Source organism: Curtobacterium flaccumfaciens, from assembly GCF_013359815.1.
Lineage (GTDB): Bacteria > Actinomycetota > Actinomycetes > Actinomycetales > Microbacteriaceae > Curtobacterium > Curtobacterium flaccumfaciens.
In genome coordinates this window covers 103,984-122,778 of record NZ_JABMCF010000041.1, presented here as the reverse complement: position 1 = coordinate 122,778, position 18,795 = coordinate 103,984, and the positions used below count along the sequence as shown (strand labels likewise).

Annotated in this window: 19 protein-coding genes; 11 read left to right on the top strand and 8 right to left on the bottom strand. The window is 71.7% G+C overall.

Features of this window, described 5'->3' with window-relative positions; genetic code table 11:
* From HP445_RS17475 to HP445_RS17460, 4 genes are all read left to right on the top strand, one after another.
* On the top strand, positions 1-1,185 hold the full coding sequence (locus HP445_RS17475; RefSeq protein ID WP_128781209.1) for a PIG-L deacetylase family protein: 1,185 nt from the start codon (positions 1-3) through the stop codon (positions 1,183-1,185).
* Between the two features lie 35 nt (positions 1,186-1,220).
* Positions 1,221-1,538: a ferredoxin gene (fdxA, locus tag HP445_RS17470; RefSeq protein ID WP_017887060.1), complete on the top strand. Its 318-nt coding sequence runs from the start codon at positions 1,221-1,223 to the stop codon at positions 1,536-1,538.
* A 13-nt stretch (positions 1,539-1,551) separates the two neighbouring features.
* The gene (gene dapC / locus HP445_RS17465) at positions 1,552-2,670 is read left to right on the top strand and encodes a succinyldiaminopimelate transaminase (RefSeq protein ID WP_128781210.1); all 1,119 of its coding nucleotides are present in this window, start codon (positions 1,552-1,554) and stop codon (positions 2,668-2,670) included.
* 164 nt (positions 2,671-2,834) lie between these two features.
* The gene (locus HP445_RS17460) at positions 2,835-4,133 is read left to right on the top strand and encodes a citrate synthase (RefSeq protein WP_128781409.1); all 1,299 of its coding nucleotides are present in this window, start codon (positions 2,835-2,837) and stop codon (positions 4,131-4,133) included.
* 612 nt (positions 4,134-4,745) lie between these two features.
* Here HP445_RS17460 and dapD read toward each other — a convergent pair.
* Positions 4,746-5,711: a 2,3,4,5-tetrahydropyridine-2,6-dicarboxylate N-succinyltransferase gene (gene dapD, locus HP445_RS17455; protein ID WP_128781211.1), complete on the bottom strand. Its 966-nt coding sequence runs from the start codon at positions 5,709-5,711 to the stop codon at positions 4,746-4,748.
* Positions 5,712-5,863: 152 nt separating this feature from the next.
* On the opposite strand from dapD, the gene dapE reads away from it, so the two are divergent.
* From dapE to HP445_RS17435, 4 genes are all read left to right on the top strand, one after another.
* Positions 5,864-6,946: a succinyl-diaminopimelate desuccinylase gene (dapE, locus tag HP445_RS17450; RefSeq protein WP_071404160.1), complete on the top strand. Its 1,083-nt coding sequence runs from the start codon at positions 5,864-5,866 to the stop codon at positions 6,944-6,946.
* The gene (locus tag HP445_RS17445; protein WP_128781212.1) at positions 6,931-8,175 is read left to right on the top strand and encodes a hypothetical protein; all 1,245 of its coding nucleotides are present in this window, start codon (positions 6,931-6,933) and stop codon (positions 8,173-8,175) included. Before dapE ends, HP445_RS17445 begins: the two co-directional genes overlap by 16 nt.
* A gap of 147 nt (positions 8,176-8,322) precedes the next feature.
* Positions 8,323-8,493, top strand: coding sequence for a DUF3117 domain-containing protein (locus tag HP445_RS17440; RefSeq protein ID WP_017887054.1), 171 nt, complete (start codon positions 8,323-8,325; stop codon positions 8,491-8,493).
* 123 nt (positions 8,494-8,616) lie between these two features.
* Entirely contained in the window at positions 8,617-9,336 is a 720-nt protein-coding gene (locus tag HP445_RS17435) for an AAA family ATPase (RefSeq protein ID WP_128781213.1), read from the top strand.
* A 27-nt stretch (positions 9,337-9,363) separates the two neighbouring features.
* Here HP445_RS17435 and HP445_RS17430 read toward each other — a convergent pair whose 3' ends face one another.
* A complete protein-coding gene (locus tag HP445_RS17430; protein ID WP_017887052.1) occupies positions 9,364-9,996 on the bottom strand; it encodes an O-methyltransferase in 633 nt (210 codons plus the stop codon).
* A 64-nt stretch (positions 9,997-10,060) separates the two neighbouring features.
* Here HP445_RS17430 and HP445_RS17425 point away from each other — a divergent pair, with 64 nt between their 5' ends.
* Positions 10,061-10,429, top strand: a complete 369-nt coding sequence (locus tag HP445_RS17425; RefSeq protein ID WP_110894138.1) for a twin-arginine translocase TatA/TatE family subunit — start codon at positions 10,061-10,063, stop codon at positions 10,427-10,429.
* 82 nt (positions 10,430-10,511) lie between these two features.
* Here HP445_RS17425 and HP445_RS17420 read toward each other — a convergent pair whose 3' ends face one another.
* From HP445_RS17420 to HP445_RS17405, 4 genes are read right to left on the bottom strand one after another with little or no spacing between them, the layout of a single operon-like run.
* Complete coding sequence (locus tag HP445_RS17420) at positions 10,512-11,360, bottom strand: class I SAM-dependent methyltransferase (RefSeq protein ID WP_128781214.1); 849 nt, start codon at positions 11,358-11,360, stop codon at positions 10,512-10,514.
* A 10-nt stretch (positions 11,361-11,370) separates the two neighbouring features.
* Positions 11,371-12,531 (bottom strand): P-loop NTPase, encoded by a 1,161-nt coding sequence (locus HP445_RS17415; protein ID WP_128781215.1) that lies wholly within the window; start codon positions 12,529-12,531, stop codon positions 11,371-11,373.
* Entirely contained in the window at positions 12,524-13,021 is a 498-nt protein-coding gene (locus HP445_RS17410; RefSeq protein WP_042539423.1) for a DUF1003 domain-containing protein, read from the bottom strand. The genes HP445_RS17415 and HP445_RS17410 overlap by 8 nt, the downstream gene beginning before the upstream one ends.
* Positions 13,022-13,073: 52 nt before the next feature.
* Positions 13,074-14,393, bottom strand: a complete 1,320-nt coding sequence (locus tag HP445_RS17405) for a magnesium transporter MgtE N-terminal domain-containing protein (RefSeq protein ID WP_128781216.1) — start codon at positions 14,391-14,393, stop codon at positions 13,074-13,076.
* A gap of 144 nt (positions 14,394-14,537) precedes the next feature.
* Between HP445_RS17405 and HP445_RS17400 the strand changes: the two genes are divergently transcribed.
* Positions 14,538-15,416 (top strand): YflT domain-containing protein, encoded by an 879-nt coding sequence (locus HP445_RS17400; protein WP_128781217.1) that lies wholly within the window; start codon positions 14,538-14,540, stop codon positions 15,414-15,416.
* 351 nt (positions 15,417-15,767) lie between these two features.
* On the opposite strand, the gene HP445_RS17395 is transcribed toward HP445_RS17400, so the two are convergent.
* Positions 15,768-16,238 carry a GNAT family N-acetyltransferase gene (locus HP445_RS17395; RefSeq protein WP_071405472.1) on the bottom strand — a complete coding sequence of 157 codons (471 nt, stop codon included), beginning with the start codon at positions 16,236-16,238 and terminating at the stop codon, positions 15,768-15,770.
* Between the two features lie 15 nt (positions 16,239-16,253).
* Positions 16,254-17,738 carry an aminopeptidase P family protein gene (locus tag HP445_RS17390; RefSeq protein ID WP_128781218.1) on the bottom strand — a complete coding sequence of 495 codons (1,485 nt, stop codon included), beginning with the start codon at positions 17,736-17,738 and terminating at the stop codon, positions 16,254-16,256.
* A gap of 70 nt (positions 17,739-17,808) precedes the next feature.
* On the opposite strand from HP445_RS17390, the gene HP445_RS17385 reads away from it, so the two are divergent.
* Entirely contained in the window at positions 17,809-18,681 is an 873-nt protein-coding gene (locus HP445_RS17385; protein WP_071405460.1) for a PHP domain-containing protein, read from the top strand.
* Positions 18,682-18,795 lie beyond the last annotated feature (114 nt).

Below are 18,795 nucleotides of genomic sequence, written 5' to 3'. Positions count from 1 at the left end.
ATGTCGAAGGCCCCTGCCACGCGCCCCGAGCGCGTCCTGATCGTGCACGCCCACCCCGACGACGAGACGCTCTCGTCGGGCGGGACCATCGCGACCCTGCTCGAGCGCGGCGCCGAGGTGACCGTGCTCACCGCGACCCGGGGCGAGCGCGGCGAGATGCTCACGGACCAGTTGGCCCCGCTGGCTGGCGACCCCGCTCGGGTGGCGCGGCACCGGGAGACCGAGATCGCCGCAGCCCTCGCCGCCCTCGGCGGGCCGCAGCACCTGTGGCTCGGCGGGCGCGGTGCCCGACCGACCGACCTGCCGGAACGTCGCTACGTCGACTCCGGCATGCAGTGGGGCCCGGACGGGCGGGCGACCGCCGCGGACGACGCCCCGGCCGACTCGCTGACGGCGGCGGATCTGGGCGAGGTCGTCGACGACGTCCGCGCCGCGATCCGCTCCACCGGTGCCGACGCCGTGATCAGCTACGCCGACGACGGCGGCTACGGGCACCCCGACCACGTGCGGATGCACCACGCGGCGCAGTACGCGGCCCGTGCCGAAGAGGTCCCGTTCTCGATGATCGTCGACCCCGCCAGCGGTCAGGCCGACGTCACGGTCGACGTCCTGCCGGTCCGCGCCAAGGTGCGCGCGGCCGTCGAGCAGTACCGCTCCCAGGTCGACGTCGACCCCGTGGACCCCGCCGACCCGAGCGCTCTGTCGTGGGTGATGCCGCACGGCGTCCGGCACCACGCCCCGGCGGTCGAGGCGTTCCGGCACGACGCAGCCCCGCAGCCGGCGGCCCCGCAGACCTACGCCGAGATGTCCGGCCAGGGCAAGGCCGCGGCGGTCGTGGTCTCGCTGCTGCTCGGGCTGCTCGCCGGCGGGCTCGGGACGGTCACGCACCAGCAGACGCTCGGCGCGTTCCCGGTCGGACTCGTCGTCACCACCCTCATCGTGCTCGGCCTGACCGTGGGCGTGCGGCTCGTCTACCGCTCGCGGGCGATGGTCGCCGCGATCGGCATCGGGATCCTCGTCGCGACGCAGGTGCTCGTGTCGGTCGGCGGGGAGAGCTCGCCGCTCGTCCTCGCCAACGCGGCCGGGTACGTGTGGACCTTCGCCCCCGCGGTCATCGCCGCCCTGGTCCTCGCGTGGCCGGACCTGTCGGGGCTGCGGTCCCGGACGGCTCCGGGCCGCGAGTAGACTCGAACCCGCTCGTCGAAGGGAGCACCCGAACCGTGACCTACGTGATCGCCCAGCCCTGTGTCGACGTCAAGGACCGTGCCTGCATCGACGAATGCCCGGTCGACTGCATCTACGAGGGTGACCGCTCGCTCTACATCCACCCCGACGAGTGCGTCGACTGCGGTGCGTGTGAGCCGGTCTGCCCCGTCGAGGCCATCTACTACGAGGACGACCTGCCCGACCAGTGGGCCGACTACTACAAGGCCAACGTCGAGTTCTTCGACGAGGTCGGGTCGCCCGGCGGCGCTGCGAAGGTCGGCGTGATCCACAAGGACCACCCTGTCGTCGCGGCCGAGCCCGTCCGCGGCTGACCGGACCCCCCTCGTGGCGCTCGACCTCCCCGACTTCCCCTGGGACCAGCTCGTCCCGTTCAAGCAGCGCGCCGCGGCGTACGAGGGCGGCATCGTCGACCTCAGCGTCGGATCGCCCGTCGACCCCACGCCCGAGGTCGTCCGCACCGCCCTGGCCACCGCGACCGACGCGCACGCCTACCCGCAGGTCGCCGGCACCCCGGCGCTGCGGCAGGCCATCGCCGACTGGTACGGCCGCCGGCACGGCGTCGCCCTGACCGAGGCGAACGCGCTGCCGACGATCGGCTCGAAGGAGTTCATCGCGGGCCTCGCGCTCTGGCTCGGCGTCGGGCCCGGTGACACCGTGGTGTTCCCGGCCGCCGCGTACCCGACGTACGAGCTCGGCGCCGCACTGGTCCGCGCCGAGGCCCTCGCGTCGGACGACCCGGCGGCGTGGCCGTCCACCACGAAGCTCGTGTGGCTGAACTCCCCGGGCAACCCGGACGGCCGCGTGCTGACGATCGACGAGCTCCGTGCCGCCGTGGTGCGCGCCCGCGAGCTGGGGGCCGTCATCGTCGGCGACGAGTGCTACGCCGAGCTCGGGTGGGACCCGGAGTACGCCACCACCCCGACGCCCACGATCCTGGACCCCCGTGTGGTCGGTGACTCGCTCGACGGCGTGCTCAGCGTGTACTCGCTGTCGAAGCAGTCGAACCTCGCCGGCTACCGTGCGGCCTTCGTCGCCGGTGACGCCGCGATCCTGGCCGATGTCCTGGCCGTCCGGAAGCACGCCGGGCTCATGCCGCCGCTGCCCGTGCAGCAGGCCATGGTCGTCGCGCTCCAGGACGAGACCCACGTGCAGCAGCAGAAGGCCCGCTACCGGGCGCGCCGGAACATGCTCCGGCGAGCACTCGAGGATGCCGGGTTCCGGATCGACCACAGCGAGGCCGGGCTGTACCTCTGGGCCAGCCGTGGCGAACCCGCACTCGACACCGTGGCCTGGCTCGCCGACCGCGGGATCCTCGTCGCACCGGGCACGTTCTACGGCGCAGCGGGGGGCGAGCACGTCCGCGTGGCCCTCACGGCGACCGACGAACGCATCGCCGCAGCGTCGCAGCGACTGGCGAGCAGCCGTCGCCTCGGCACCGCGTAGCACGGACCCGAGTGGTTCCGGTGGTGCCCGCAATCCGTGGGAACCACCAAATCGTCACCTGGGATGTGTGCACGACCGACAGGTGCCGCGATTAGGCTGTCCTCGTGACTGACACTGCCAATGACGCTCAGAAGACGGCCACACCGCCCACCACGCCCGTCCCCGTGAGTCCCGCCGCCGAACAGCAGGGCGCGACCGCGACGCTGACGTTCCCGGGTGGCACGGCGGAGTTCCCGATCCTGCAGAGCGTCGACGGCGCGTCCGCGATCGACATCTCGACCTTCAAGAAGCAGACCGGGATGAACACGCTCGACTACGGGTTCGTGAACACCGGTGCGACGAAGAGCGCGATCACCTACATCGACGGCGACCAGGGCATCCTGCGCTACCGCGGGTACCCGATCGACCAGATCGCCGGCAACTGCACCTTCCTCGAGGTCGCGTGGCTCCTGATCTACGGCGAGCTGCCGACCCCCACCGAGCTCAAGCAGTTCGACGCCCGCATCCGTCGGCACACCCTGCTGCACGAAGACCTCCGCCGCCTGTTCGACGCCCTGCCGCACTCGGCGCACCCGATGTCCGTCCTGTCGAGCGCCGTGAGCGCCCTGTCCACGTACTACGAGGACGACATGGACGTGGACGACCCCGAGAAGGTCGAGCTGCAGACCGTCCGGCTCCTCGCCAAGCTCCCGGTCATCGCGGCGTACGCCCACAAGAAGGCCATCGGGCAGGCGTTCCTGTACCCGGACAACTCGCTGTCGTTCGTCGACAACTTCCTGCGGCTGAACTTCGGCACCATGGCCGAGACCTACAAGCCCAACCCGGTGCTCTCGAAGGCGCTCGAACGGCTCCTCATCCTGCACGAGGACCACGAGCAGAACGCCTCGACCTCGACGGTGCGCATGGTCGGCTCGACGAAGGCGAACATGTTCGCCTCGATCTCGGCCGGCATCAACGCTCTGTACGGTCCGCTGCACGGCGGTGCGAACGAGGCCGTGCTCGAGATGCTCCAGCAGATCAAGGACTCGGGCGAGCCCGTCACGCGCTTCGTCGAGCGGGTGAAGAACAAGGAGCAGGGCGTCAAGCTCATGGGCTTCGGACACCGCGTCTACAAGAACTACGACCCTCGCGCGAAGCTCGTCAAGGAGTCCGCGCACGAGGTCCTCGAGTCCCTCGGCGTGCAGGACGACCTGCTCGACATCGCGATGGAACTCGAGCAGATCGCGCTCGAGGACGAGTACTTCGTCAGCCGCAAGCTCTACCCGAACGTCGACTTCTACACCGGCATCATCTACAAGGCGATGGGCTTCCCGCCGCGGATGTTCACCGTCCTGTTCGCCATCGGTCGCCTGCCGGGCTGGATCGCCCAGTGGCGCGAGCTGAACAACGACCCGCTCAACAAGATCGGTCGCCCCCAGCAGCTCTACGTGGGTGCACCCGAGCGCGACGTCCCCGAGCGCTGATCGACTCCGAGCGCCCCGCCCCACGGTTCCGTGGCGCGGGGCGCTCGTGCGTGTGCGCCGCGTGCCGCCGTCGGGCGGGACGCGCCGCTCACCTCCGCCGAGTGGTCGCGAACGGTCGTCCGGCGGGTGTCGAAACGACGGTTCGTGCGCCCTCGGACGGTGTGTTGTGACCACTCGCGGGGCGGAGTGGGGCACTGGACACGACGGCCTGGAGGCCCGGTGCCGGTCTCGGGGACCGGCACCGGGCCTCCAGCCGGGTGCGTCGGTGGGTGCGCGATCGTGGGACGCGCCGCTCACCTCCGCCGAGTGGTCGCGAACTGTCGTCCGAAGGGCGTCGAACCGACAGTTCGTGCGCCCTCGGCGTCCGCGGACGGTGTGTTGTGACCACTCGCGGGGTGGGTTGCGGCTCTGGACGCGATGGCCTGGAGGCCCGGTGCCGGTCTCGTGGGCCGGTACCGGGTCTCCAGGCGGGTGCGTCTGTCGGTGCGTGATCGTGGGACGCGCCGCTTACTTTCGCCGAGCGGTCGCGAACTGTCGTCCGGCAGGTGCCGGGGCGACAGTTCGTGCGCCCTCGGCGCGCGCAGGCGGCGCGCCGTGACCGCTGGCCGAGCGCTACGCGTGCAGCGCGGTGTTCAGCTGGATGCCCTCGCCCTTGCGCTGCAGTGCCTCGACGGCGCCGCTGATGCTGTTGCGGCGGAACAGGATGTTCGGGGTGCCGGAGAGCTCCGCGGCCTTGACGGTCTTCGGGGTGCCGTCGGGGTTCGGTGCCGCGCCGACCAGCACCACCTTCGTGCCGGCCGTGACGTAGAGCCCGGCCTCGATGACCGAGTCGTCGCCGAGCGAGATGCCGAGCCCCGCGTTCGCGCCGAGCAGCGCGCGTTCCCCGAGCGAGACGCGGCGCGTGCCGCCGCCGGACAGCGTGCCCATGATCGAGGCGCCGCCGCCGATGTCGGTGCCGTTGCCGACGACGACGCCCTGCGAGACGCGGCCCTCGATCATGGCGTCACCGAGGGTGCCGGCGTTGAAGTTGACGAAGCCCTCGTGCATGACGGTGGTGCCCGGCGCCAGGTGTGCGCCGAGGCGGACGCGGTTGGCGTCACCGATGCGGACGCGGTCCGGCACGACGTAGTCGAGCAGGCGCGGGAACTTGTCGATGGCGTGCACGGCGATGCCGGCGCGCTGCAGGGACGGTCGCAGGCGCGTCAGGGACTCGGGGTGCACCGGGCCGGCGTTCGTCCACGCGACGATCGGCAGGTGGCCGAAGACGCCGTCGAGGGAGACCTCGTTCGGGCGGACGTGCAGGTGGCTCAGCAGGTGCAGGCGGAGGTACGCGTCCGGGGTGCTCGTCGGGCCGGCGTCGATCGTGATCTCGGTGGTGACGGCCTCGATCCGGACCTCGCGGCGGGGGTCGTCACCGACGTGCGCCTGCAGCTCGGCGGGGAACACGGCGTCGGCGGGCAGCGCGCCGAGGTGCGTCTCCGGGTACCAGGTGTCGAGCGTCGTGCCGTCGGCGGCGATCGTCGCGAGGCCGTGGCCCCAGGCGTGGGTCGGGCGGTCGGAGGCAGTCGTGTCGGTCACGGCTCCAGGGTACCGAGCGCCGGTCTGCGGGCACCGTCCGGCCGGACGGCCTGGGCGGTGGGGTCGCCGACCGTCCCGACTGCCCGGTCGGTGGGCTTCCCGACCGTCCGGACTGCCGGGGCGGTGCGAGGGGCGGCCGGTAGGCTGCCCGCATGCCGGAGCACCTCGACCTCACCGCCTCGTCCATCGACATCACCCGTGCCATCTGCGACATCGAGTCGGTGTCCGGGAACGAGCAGGCCCTCGCCGACGCGATCGAGGCCGTGCTCGCACCGCTGCCGCACCTCGAGGTGATCCGCGACGGCGACGCGATCGTGGCGCGGACGAACCTGGGCCGCGACCGCCGCGTCGTCATCGCCGGTCACATCGACACGGTGCCGCTCAACGACAACCTGCCGACCGAGTTCCGGACCACCGAGGACGGCACCGAGATCCTCTGGGGCCGCGGCACCGTCGACATGAAGGCCGGCTGCGCGGTGCAGCTCAAGCTCGCGTACGACCTCGTCGACCCCTCGGTCGACGTCACGTGGGTCTGGTACGACCACGAGGAGGTCAGCGACGCCCTGAACGGCCTCGGCCGCCTGGCCCGGACGCGACCCGAACTCCTCACCGCCGACTTCGCGATCCTGGGCGAGCCGTCCGGGGCGCAGATCGAAGGCGGGTGCAACGGCAACCTCCGCGCCGAGATCCGTACGTTCGGCAAGCGTTCGCACAGCGCCCGGAGCTGGATCGGCGACAACGCGATCCACAAGACCGCCCCGATCCTGGCCACCCTGGCCGCGTACGAACCGCGGACCGTGACGGTCGACGGGCTCGAGTACCGCGAGGGCCTGAACGCGGTCGGCATCAGCGGCGGCATCGCGGGCAACATCATCCCCGACGAGGCGATGGTGCACGTGAACTACCGGTTCGCCCCCTCGCGCTCGGCCGACGAAGCCGTCGCCCACATCCGCGAGCTGTTCGACGGGTACGAGGTCACGATCGTCGACCTCGCCGCCGGTGCCCGCCCCGGTCTCGACGCCCCGCTCGCGCAGGACTTCGTCGCGGCCGTCGGCGGACCGGAGCCCCGTCCGAAGTACGGCTGGACCGACGTCGCACGCTTCTCGGCGCTCGGGGTCCCCGCGGTCAACTACGGCCCCGGCGAGCCGGTCTTCGCCCACCACGACGACGAGCAGGTCCCGGTCGCGCAGATCACCGCGGTCGAGGCCGGGCTGCGTCGGTGGCTGACGGCCTGACGACGGCGGGGGCCACCCGGAGGACCCCTGCTCGGAACCGCTGGCGGGCCCGGTACCGGGTCATCCCGTGGTGGGTGCGCATCACGGTCGTCTACGTGCTGGCGCGGCTCGTCACGGGCGCCATGATGCTCGCCTTCGCCCGCGTGCAGGCGGCGAACTCGTTCACCGTGCAGAGCCCGGGCTACCTGTCGTTCGCGTCGATCTGGGACGGCGCCTGGTACCGCGTGATCGCCACGGGCGGGTACCCGTCGACGCTGCCCGTCGACGCCGCCGGGCACGTGACCGAGAACGCGTGGGCGTTCATGCCCGCGTACCCGTTCCTGGTGCGCGCGCTCACGCTGCTCACCGGAGCGTCGTTCGAGTTCGTCGCGGTCTCGGTGTCGTTGCTCGCCGGACTCGGGGCCGCGCTGGTGTTCCGCCGGCTCATGGGACGGTTCCTCGATCCCGCACGAGCGACGTTCGCCACGGTCCTGTTCTGCGTTGCACCGGTGTCGGCGATGTTCCAGGTGGCCTACGCGGAGTCGATGGGCCTGTTCCTGCTGCTCGTCGCGCTGCTGCTCATGGTGGATCGACGGTGGTGGGCGATGCTGCCCGTCGTCCTCCTGCTCGGCATGACCCGACCGACGGGGCTCGCCTTCGCGTTCCTGGTGGTGCTCTTCGTGGCCGCGTGGGCGATCCGCCCGGCGTGGGTGCGCTCGTCGGAACCGCTGACCCTCCGCCGGCTCGTCCCACCCGCGGTGGTCGCCACGGTGTCGGGTCTGGTCGGTCTGGCCTGGCCGGCCATCGCGTGGGCGGTCACCGGCGTGCCGAAGGCCTACACGGACACCGAGCTCGCCTGGCGGTCGTCGTACATCGGGTGGAAGGAACTCGTGCCGTTCGCGCCGTGGGTGCAGGGGTTCGGGTGGTGGTTCGGGCAGCCGGCCGGCACGGTGCTGCTCGTCGTCGTGCTCGTCGGGTTCGCGGCGTTCGTGTGCATGCCGGCCGCACGCCGGATCGGCATCGAGCTGCGACTCTGGGGCGTGGCGTACCTGGTGTACCTGCTGGCGGTGTTCTTCCCGCAGTCGAGCACCTGGCGCATCCTCGTGCCGATCGCGCCGCTGCTCGGCATCGTGGCGCTGCCGCGGTCGCGGGTGTACCGCGTGGCCGTCGTCGTCGCGTTCGTCGGGCTGCAGTGGGTCTGGCTGTACTACACGTGGTGGGTCGACGGTTACGACTGGACCCCGCCGTGATCGATCCCGGGCGCCGGAGGCCCGTGGATCCGCGTTCTGCGGAGCATCAGAACGGCGCATCCGACACCCCCAACCTGGGCGGTTTCGCAGTTGCCCCCTCCATACGGGATAATGGGACAGCATTTACTGCACGAAAGGGGACATCTGATGGCAGCCATGAAGCCGAGGACCGGTGACGGGCCGATGGAGGCTGTTAAGGAGGGTCGACTCATCATCGTGCGGGTTCCGCTCGAAGGTGGAGGCCGCCTGGTCGTCTCGGTCAACGATGCCGAGGCCAAGGAACTCCACGACGCACTCGCTGAGGTCGTCTCGGCCTAGTACGTCGAAGCACCAGAACGGAAGGCCCGGAGCGTGTACGCTCCGGGCCTTCCGTCTGTCCGCCGATGATCCCGCGGCTGGGACACCCGCGGCGCTGTCGGTCGGCTCCGGCAGGATGGGGCCGTGCCGAGGACGAGACTGCCGATCCGCCGCGTCGAGGAGTACGCGCCGGACCCGATGCCGCGCAGGGTCTGGCCGGCCACGCTCGCGCCCGTGCGGCAGCTGCTCGACGACGGGCTCGACCTCGCTCCGGTGACGGTGCTGGTCGGTGAGAACGGCGCCGGCAAGTCCACCCTGGTCGAGGCGATGGCGCTCGCCTTCGGCATGGGGCCCGAGGGCGGTTCGACGAAGTCCGGGCACAGCACCCGCCCGAGCGAATCGCAGCTCTGGGAGCACATCGCCCTGCACCGGGAGCCCGGAGCGGTGCGGTCCGGCTTCTTCCTGCGCGCGGAGACCATGCACGGGGTCTTCACCTACCTCGAACAGCACCCCGGGGGAGCCGAGCCGCTGTTCCACGAGCGGAGCCACGGTGAGTCGTTCCTCGACTTCGTCATCCACCGCTCGCAGTGGCCCGGGCTCTGGATCCTCGACGAGCCGGAGTCCGCCCTGTCGTTCTCCGGGTGCCTCACCCTGATCGCACTGTTGCGCTCGATCGTCGAGAGCGGCGTCGGCCAGGTCGTGCTCTCGACCCACTCGCCCGTGCTCGCCGCGTTCCCGGGCGCGACGATCCACGAGGTCGGCGAGTGGGGCCTGCGGCGCACCGAGTGGCGAGACCTCGACCTGGTGCGGAACCAGCGGGCGTTCCTCGAGTCCCCGGAGCGGTACCTGCGGCACCTCGACTGACCTGCGCGAGCGCCGGCGGGTCGAGCGCTAGTTGGTGACCTTCGTCAACTGCAGCAGCCCGTCACCGGCAGGCGACAGCGCGCTGCGCACCGCACCCGAGGTCGACACCTCGGTCAGGAGCAGCCGGAAGTCCGTGGTGGCACGGTCGCGCTTCACCGGGTCGGCCACGCGTCCGCGCCACAGGGCGTGCGGCACCAGGACGGTGCCACCCAGGCGTGCGAGGCGCAGCCCGTGCTCGACGTACTCGATCACGTGCTCGGGGTCGGCGTCGACGAGGACGACGTCGTACGAGGCCTCGTTCATGCGGGGGAGCACCTGGTTCGCCCGTCCGGGGATGAGCCGGATCCGTGCGGGAGCGGTGCCGGCGCTGATGTAGGCGTCGCGGGCGAACTGCTGGTGGTCGACCTCGACGTCGATCGTGGTCAGGGTTGCGTTCGGGGCACCGGCGAGCAGGTACAGGCCGGAAACGCCGAGACCGGTGCCGATCTCGATGATGCTCGTGGCTCGCGAGGCTGCGGCGATGACCCCGATCTGTGCACCGATCGCGGGTGAGATCGCTTCGACCCCGAGTTCCAGGGAGTGCTCACGAGCACGGGCGATCGCCTCGGTCTCCGAGACGATGTCCTCGGCGAACTTCCAGTTCGACTCTTTCTCTGACACGCACACTCCGTTCGGGAGACAACTCTAGAGGTGCAACGCAGCCGCACGCGTTAGGCTCGCTCGCGTGGACATCCCGCTCGACAAGATCCTGATCATCGGGGTCATCGGCGTCCTCTTGCTCGGGCCGCAGCGCCTGCCGATGTACGCCCAGAAGCTGGCCGAGTTCGTCAAGGCCGTCCGTCGATTCGCCGACACCGCGAAGGAGCGGATGCGCGACGAGATGGGCCCCGAGTTCGACGACATCGAGTGGCAGAAGCTCGACCCGCGCCAGTACGACCCGCGCCGCATCATCCGAGACGCCCTGCTCGACTCCGGTTCCAGTGCGGCCGCGGTGCAGACCGCGCAGGTGACGGCCTCCAAGGTTCGCGCGACGGCTCCCGTCGTGCCCCTGGCTGCCGGTGAACCGGCACCCTTCGACGCCGAGGCGACCTGACGCCCGTCACGTCCCCATGTGACGGACTGGAGGCCCGGTGCCAGCTGGCACCGGGCCTCCAGTCCGTCTGGGGGTCGCGTCGTCAATCGCGGGTCGCGACGATCGTGTAGGTGGTCGGCATCCGGTCGCGGTCGTGTTCCGGCCAGGCCCACGAGCCGGTGTCGGTCTCAACCATGCGGGAGCTGAAGCGCCACGGCAGGGTCCGGCCCTCGTCGAGCCGTCGGAGCCGCAGCCCGGCACCGAGCAGGGCGTTCACGATCTCGGACAGCGGGTGCGGCCACTCGAAGGTCCGGGTGTGCGCCACGGTCCCGTCACCGACGTAGGTGCCGGCGTCGTCCCACTGCTGCGCGGTGCCGTCCGGGAAGTACCGGTACCGGGTGACGAGCTCGTCGGCGTCCTCGTCGAGGGCGTACAGCGCCGGGTGTCCGTCGCGGATGAAGAACACCCCGCCGGGGCGCAGCAGGCCGGCGACCTGCGCAGCCCAGCGGTCGAGGTCGGGGAGCCAGCAGATCGTGCCGATGCTCGTGTACACGACGTCGAAGTCGCCCGTGACGGCGGCGCGGGCATCGAGGACGTCGGTCTCGACCCAGGTGACGTCGAGCCCGAGGCGCGATGCGAGTCCGGCGGCCGAGGCGAGGGCGGCGGGGGAGAAGTCGACACCGGTCAGTCGGGCACCCTCGCGGGCGAGCGACACCGTGTCGGTGCCGATGTGGCACTGCAGGTGACAGACGTCGAGGCCCGCGAGCGAGCCGTTCGGCAACCAGGGCGTCAGGGCCGGCAGGTCCTCGCGGACGACGTCCGAGCGGTGGCCGGGGTCGGCGAGGGCGTCGATCGCGTAGGCGCCCTCGTGGATCGGCACCCGGTCGTCCCAGTTCGCGCGGTTCGTGGCGCGTGCGTGGTCCCAGTCGACATCGACGTGATCGGTGCTCATGACCTCGAGCCTAGGACAGCGACAACCCGAGCTTCCGGCCGGCGAGTCCGCGCCCCATCGTGGTGATCCGGTCGGCGATCGCCGTCAGGGCCACGGCGGACGGGTCCTCCGGGGCACCGAGCACCACCGGGACGCCTGCGTCACCGCCCTCGCGCAGCGGCACGGACAGCGGCACGCTGCCGAGCACCGGGACGGGGGCGTCCTGCCCGCGGGAGAGACGTGCGGCGGTCTCGGCGCCACCACCCTCGCCGAACAGGTGCAGCACCGAGCCGTCGGGCTGCACGAGCCCGGCCATGTTCTCGACCACGCCGATGACCCGCTGCCCGGTCTGCCGGGCGACGATCCCGCTGCGCTCGGCGACGTCGGCCGCGGCGGCCTGCGGGGTCGTGACGACCAGAACCTCTGCGTGCGGCAGCAACTGCCCCACCGAGATCGCGACGTCGCCGGTTCCCGGGGGCAGGTCGAGCAGCAGGACGTCGAGGTCGCCGAAGAACACGTCGGTCAGGAACTGGTTGACGGTGCGGTGCAGCATCGGTCCGCGCCACGACACCGCGGTCGAGACGTCGTCGACGAACATGCCGATCGACACGACCTTCACGTCGTGCGCCACCGGCGGCAGGATCATGCTGTCCACGCGGGTCGGGCGGGGTGCGACCCCGTGCTCGTCGGTCAGGCCCATCAGTCCGGGCACGCTGAAGCCGTGCACGTCGACGTCGACGACCCCGACCCGCAGGCCCCGGCGGGCGAGCGCGACGGCGAGGTTCACGGTGACGGTGGACTTGCCGACGCCACCCTTGCCGCTCGTGACGGCGATGACGCGCGTGAGCGAGTCCGCGGTGAACTGGATGCCCTTGGGGCGGCCGGCTCGCAGCCGCTCGGTCAGTGCGGCGCGCGTGGCCGGGTCCATCACGGACACGTCGACGTCGACTGCGGCGACCCCCGGGACGGACCCGGCGGCGACGCGGACGTCGCGCTCGATGGTGTCGGCGGCGGGGCACCCCACGATCGTGAGCTGCAGGTCGACGCGCACCGCGCCTCCTGGCTGCACGTCGACACCACGGATCATGTCGAGCTCCGTGACGGGGCGGCGGATCTCGGGATCGATGACGCGGCCGAGCGCAGCGAGGACCGCCGTGCCGAGCTGATCGTCGGTGGGGGCGGGGTCAGCCACGGGTGGAGCTGTCGTGTTCGTCCGCGTATCCGGCCTCGTCGGCGTCGCGGCGGTCGAGCTCCTCGAGCAGGGAGCGGAGCTCGGCGCGGATGAAGTCCTTCGACGCCATGTCCCGCATCGCCAGGCGAAGGGCCACGACCTCGCGGGCCAGGTACTCGGTGTCGGCCAGGTTGCGCTCGGCGCGCTGGCGGTCCTGCTCGAACTGCACGCGGTCGCGGTCGTCCTGCCGGTTCTGCGCGAGCAGGATCAGCGGGGCGGCGTACGAGGCCTGCAGCGAGAGCACGAGCGTCAGAGCCGTGAAGCCGATGGCGGCCGAGTCGAACTGCCACGGCTTCGGCGCCAGGGTGTTGTAGCCCATCCAGACCACGCAGAACAGCGTGAGGCCGATGAGGAACCACGGCGTGCCCATCCCGCGGGCGATGCCCTCGGTCGCACGACCGAAGGTGTCCCCGCGACCACGGCGGCGGCTGGGCAGCACACGCGTGCGCATGCCCTTGGGGGAGTCGAGCCGGACCTCTTGGCGGTCACGGTCGCGACGGTTGTCATCCGTTCGGGCCACGGGTGGTCCTCCTTCCCGTCGTCACGGGTGTCCTGCGCGGGCGTTGGCGTGGAAGCGGTGAGGGTTCCCCCTCGCCCTGACTTCGCCAGTCGTCCGGCAGGACGTGGTCGAGGACATCGTCGATCGTCACCACCCCGACGAGACGGTGGGCGTCGTCGACCACGGGGACGGACAGCAGGTTGTAGGTCGCCATGATGCGGGTGACCTCGGCGGCGCTCGCGTCGACCCGGACCGGTTCGGTCTGCTGGTCGATGAGCGTGCCGAGCCGCTCGTTCGGCGGGTAGCGGAGCATCCGCTGGAAGTGCACGAGCCCGAGGAACCGACCGGTCGGCGGCTCGTACGGCGGCAGGGTGACGCACACGGCGGCACCGAGCACCGGCGCGAGCTCGTGGCGCCGGACCAGCGCGAGGCCCTCGGCCACGGTGGCGTCGGCCGAGACGATCACCGGTTCGGTGGTCATCAGACCACCGGCGGTGTCCGGCTCGTACTCCAGGAGCATGCGGACGTCCTGCGCCTCCTCCGGCTCCATGAGCTGCAGGAGGGCCTCGCTCCGCTCGTCGGAGAACTGGGCGAGGACGTCGGCCGCGTCGTCCGGCTGCATCTGGTCGAGGACGTCGGCGGCACGGGCGTCGTCCAGCCGGGTGAGGATCTCGATGCGCTCCTGGTCGGGCATCTCCTCGAGCACGTCGGCGAGGCGGTCGTCGGGCAGTTCCTCGGCGACCTCGAACCGGCGCTCGGCGGGCAGGTCGAGCAGCGTCGACGCGAGGTCGGCGGGCAGCAGGTCGGAGTAGGCGGCGATGACGTGCTCGGCGGACTGGGCCTCGCCGGGGAGCTCGTCCTCGGTGACCTCGTTCCACGTCGCAAACGTCGTCGGGCCCTTGCCGAACGGCGACGGCGTGGTCTTCGGCTTGCGGAGGAAGAGCTGCGCCACCTCCCAGTCGCCCTGCCCGCGGTCCTCGATCGCGACGTCCTCGATGGTGGCGCGGATCCGCTGGTTCTTGATGAGCACCTTGCGGCCGAGCATCTCGGCGATGACGCGGACCTCGCCGCCGCGCTGCTCGAAGCGGCGCATGTTGACCAGACCGGTCGTGATGACCTGCCCGGCACCGATGGAGGTGATGCGGCCGATGCTCACGAAGATGCGGCGCTTGCCGGGCACCTCGACGATGAGCCCGACGACGTGCGGGGGATCGGCCCGGCGGTAGACGACCAGGACGTCCCGGACCCTGCCGACGCGGTCGCCCGCGGGGTCGAAGACGGAGCACCCGGCGAGGCGGGCGACGAAGACCTTCGTGGCGCTCACTCGACCCAGCGTAGTCGCTCGGGTGTGGGGGTTCGCCCGCGCCGCCGACGGCACCGGCCGGTGGCTTCCGATCGGCTGCTTCCGATCGGCTGCTTCCCTGAGAGTGCACGTGCGATTGCAAGGTGTGCGGTGAATGATGGCTGTGTGAGCAATCAGAGCCCCTTCGCCGGCAGGACCGCCCAGGCGTTCCCGACGCTGCCCAAGGGCGACGTCCTGGGAACGTACGACAGCTACCCCGACGCGCAGCGCGTGGTGGCGAAGCTGGCCGAGGCCGACTTCCCCGTCAACCAGCTCTCGATCGTCGGCAACGACCTGAAGACGGTCGAGCGGGTCACCGGCAAGATGACCTACGGCCGTGCCGCCATCGCCGGCGCGCTGTCGGGCCTGTGGCTCGGCATCTTCTTCGGCATCGTGCTCACGCTCTTCTCGCCGAGCGCCGGCGGCCTGATCCTGGCCGCCGCGATCATCGGTGCCGCGTTCGGCATGCTCTACGGCATCGTCTCGTTCGCGATCACGAAGCGCCAGCGTGACTTCACGAGCGTGCACCAGGTGCTCGCCACGAACTACCAGATCGTCGTCAACCCGCAGCTGACCGGGCAGGCGCAGCGCATCCTCGGCGAGCACGGGGCGACCCCGTCCACGCACTGGAACGACGCTCCCCAGCAGCAGCAGCAGTGGCGTCCGGGCCCCGGTGGGGTCCCGCCGCAGCAGCAGTCGCAGTACGGCGGGCACGCCACACCCCACCAGCAGCCGGGAGGCCCGCAACACTCCGGCACGTCGGCCCCCGGCGCGCAGACGGGTGCGCCTTCGGGCCCGCCGCGCTACGGCACGAACGACGGCCCCCGGTACGGGGAGACCCCCGAGACGGCTGCCGCCCCCGCGGCTCCGCCGGTGCCGGAGCGTCGACCCGAGGAGCCGCCGCGCTACGGCGAGCGGGTCGCCGGTGCGACGCCGCCGGAGCCCTCGTCCTCGCCGGACGCCCAGCGCGACGGTGACGGTGACGGGAGCAGCGACCGCCGCTAGCCGGGCTCCGGCTGGCGCGACCGGGCTTCGTCCTCGGGTCGCCCGAGATCGGGTCGTGCGAGGTCGCTCGACACGCCGTTCACGTCCGCCGAGGTCGCAGGAACTGTCGCCGCCGAGCTCCGCGGGCGGCACTTCGTGCGACCTCGGCGGTCGTCCGGGTAGTCCGGGCGGTCGCAACACCCCGCGCGCATGGCGTCGAGCGGTCGGAGATCGTCGTTCGGCGCCGGCCCAGACGACGGTTCGTGACCGCTCGACCTCGGACCGACGGCACGTCGTGACCCAGAGCCGAGCGGGCTCGGGCGCGCGCGAGCCGGGCTTGCGCGCGGCGCGGTCCGGGCAGGCTCGGGCCGGCTAGAGGACCTTCGAGAAGCAGACCGACAGGGGCGCCCCGACGTAGGGCCCGAAGTTCGCGATCCGCCGGAACCCCTCGCGCTGGTAGAACCCGACGGCGCGCTGCTGCTCCGTGCCCGTCTCGAGGACGAGCGCCGGGGACCCGAGGTCGAGCGCCGCTTCTTCCAGCCGGCGCAGCAACGCAGCCGCGGCGCCGGAGCCGCGGGACTCCGGTCGGACGTACATCCGCTTGATCTCGGCGATGCCGTCGTCGACGATGCGCAGGCCCCCGCACCCGAGTGGAGTCCCGGACTCGTCGCGTGCGACGAAGAACACCGCGATCGACTCGGCGGTCGGCTTCTCACCCGGTTCGGTGTCGCCGCCGTGCGCCCGGTCGATCTCCAGGCGCTGGGCGGCACGGAGTCGCTGGGCGTCGGGGGAGTCGAAGTGCTCGACCTCGATCGAGATGGTGTTCGGGGAGGCCTCGGGCATGGTCACCCGATCAGGCTAGCGGCCCGAGCGGGCGATCCACCCCTCCACTTCCGAGGGGGTCCGGGGGATGCCGACCGACAGGTTCTCGGCGCCGTCCTCGGTCACCAGGATGTCGTCCTCGATGCGGACACCGATGCCGCGGAACTCCTCCGGCACGGTCAGGTCGTCCTGCTGGAAGTACAGTCCGGGCTCGATCGTGAAGACCATGCCGGCCTGCACGGTGCCGTCGAGGTACATCTCGCGGCGGGCCTTCGCGCAGTCGTGCACGTCCAGGCCGAGGTGGTGGCTCGTGCCGTGCACCATGTAGCGGCGGTGGAACTGGTTGTCCGGCTCGAGCGACTCGGCGGCGGAGACCGGCAGGAAGCCCCACTCGGCGGTCTTGCGCGCGATGACCTCCATCGCCGTCGCGTGCACCTGGCGGAACGTGATGCCCGGCTTGACGATCGCGAACGCGGCGTCGGCTGCCTCGAGCACGGCTTCGTAGACCATGCGCTGCACGGGGGAGAACGTGCCGCTCACCGGCAGCGTGCGGGTGATGTCGGCGGTGTAGAACGAGTCGACCTCGACCCCGGCGTCGATGAGGATGAGGTCGCCCGGCTGCACGGCGCCGTCGTTGCGGGTCCAGTGCAGGATGCAGGCGTGGTGGCCCGAGGCGGCGATGGTGTCGTAGCCCACGGTGTTGCCGTCGGCGCGGGCCCGGCGGTTGAACGTGCCCTCGACGATGCGCTCACCCCGCGGGTGTGCGAGCACGGCGTCGAAGTCGCCGATGACGTCGTCGAACCCGTGCTTCGTGGCGTCGACGGCCTTGCGGAGCTCACGGACCTCGTACGCGTCCTTGACCAGTCGCAGCTCGGACAGGTCGCGGGAGAGCAGGTCGTCGGTGGCCGGCGACCCCTCGGTCTCGTCCGCGCCACCGATCGCTGCGCCGGTACGGGCGTCGAGCGAACGGGTCAGGTCGTCGTCGGCTTCACGCACGAGCAGCGCCGACGCGTCGAGTGCGTCGGCGACGGCCGTGAACGCCCCGAGGTCGGCCGTGGCCAGCCCGAGGTCGGCGGCGACGGCGTCGAGCGAGGGGCGCGGCCCGACCCAGAACTCCCCGATCTCGGGGTTGGCGTAGAACTCTTCCGAGTCGCGGCCTGCGGTGGCCCGGAAGTACAGCGTGGCGTCGTGCCCGGAGCCGTTCGGCGTCATCACGAGCACGGAGCCGACGACGGTGTCGGTGCCCCAGCCGGTCAGGTGCGCGAAGGTGGAGTGCGGGCGGAACGGGTAGTCGCAGTCGTTCGAGCGGACCTTGGCCTGCCCGGCCGGCACCACGATCGTGCGGCCCGGGTGCAGCTCGGAGATGCGCGCGCGACGCTCTGCGGCGAACGCGGCCTGCTCGCGGGGCTCGGGCTGCGCTTCCGAGCGCTCGGCCCACTGCGACCCGATGAAGTCCTTGAAGGTCGAGGACCCGGGGGTCGTGGATCGGTTGCTCGTCGCGCGGGGAGTCGTGTCGGCCATGCGTCCATCATCGCACCGCCCGGGGACACCCGGCCTGTGCGGCCGCTCACCTGTGGATAGCATTGGCCACGTGCCAGACCCGTTCATCGACCTGCACGCGCACTCCAGTGTCTCCGACGGCACCGAGCGTCCCGCGGAGCTCGTCCGAGCGGCCGCGGCCGCCGGACTCGACGCCGTCGCGCTGACCGACCACGACACGACGGCGGGGTGGGCGGACGCCACGGCCGCGGCGCACGAGCTGCCCCTGACCCTGCTGCCCGGCCTCGAGTTGAGCACCCGGATCGGCTACCGCAGCGTGCACGTGCTCGGCTACCTGGTGGACCCCGAGCACCCCGGTCTGGTCGAGGAGACGACCCGGATCCGCGACGGCCGGCTCTCCCGCGCGCACCGCATGGTCGACCGCATCGCCGAGGACCACCCGATCACCTGGGCGGACGTCCTGGCCCAGTCCAGCCCCGGTGCCACGATCGGCCGTCCGCACATCGCCGACGCCCTGGTCGCCCGCGGGCTCGAGTCGGACCGGTCCGCGGCGTTCCGCGGGATCCTGCACCCGGCGTCCGGCTACTACGAACCCCACGAGGCACCGTCGCCCCTGCGCGGCGTCGAACTCATCCGGCAGGCGGGCGGCGTGCCCGTCATCGCGCACCCGGCGGCGTCCTCGCGCGGGATCGTCATCGACGAGCCGATGCTCCGCGACCTGGTCGACGCCGGGCTCGGCGGGCTCGAGGTCGACCACCGCGAGAACCTGGCACACGGCAAGCGCACCCTGCTCGACTGGGCGACGCGCTACGGCCTGTTCGTCACCGGTTCGAGCGACTACCACGGCACCGGCAAGCCGAACCGGCTGGGGGAGCACCGCACGGCGCGCGTCTCGTTCGACGCGATCGTGTCCGAGGCGACGGGCAGCGCTCCCGTGGTCGGACCCGGCTCGCGCCTGTCCTGACGCGTCGTGCCGTCCGAACGAGTCTTCGGCCTGGCCGACAGGCCACGCGTCGGCGTCCGCGTGAACTGTCGCTGCGCGCGTGACGCCGGTCCGCGGGTGGAGACGACGAAGGGC

What these genes read in the sequence shown, in the direction of transcription:
- HP445_RS17475 (WP_128781209.1), top strand. Translation starts at nt 1, where the DNA reads ATGTCGAAGGCCCCTGCCACGCGCCCCGAGCGCGTCCTGATCGTGCAC.
- dapE (WP_071404160.1), top strand. Translation starts at nt 5,864, where the DNA reads ATGCCGGAGCACCTCGACCTCACCGCCTCGTCCATCGACATCACCCGT.
- HP445_RS17440 (WP_017887054.1), top strand. Translation starts at nt 8,323, where the DNA reads ATGGCAGCCATGAAGCCGAGGACCGGTGACGGGCCGATGGAGGCTGTT.
- HP445_RS17420 (WP_128781214.1), bottom strand. Translation starts at nt 11,360, where the DNA reads ATGAGCACCGATCACGTCGATGTCGACTGGGACCACGCACGCGCCACG.
- HP445_RS17410 (WP_042539423.1), bottom strand. Translation starts at nt 13,021, where the DNA reads ATGCGCACGCGTGTGCTGCCCAGCCGCCGCCGTGGTCGCGGGGACACC.
- HP445_RS17395 (WP_071405472.1), bottom strand. Translation starts at nt 16,238, where the DNA reads ATGCCCGAGGCCTCCCCGAACACCATCTCGATCGAGGTCGAGCACTTC.
- HP445_RS17390 (WP_128781218.1), bottom strand. Translation starts at nt 17,738, where the DNA reads ATGGCCGACACGACTCCCCGCGCGACGAGCAACCGATCCACGACCCCC.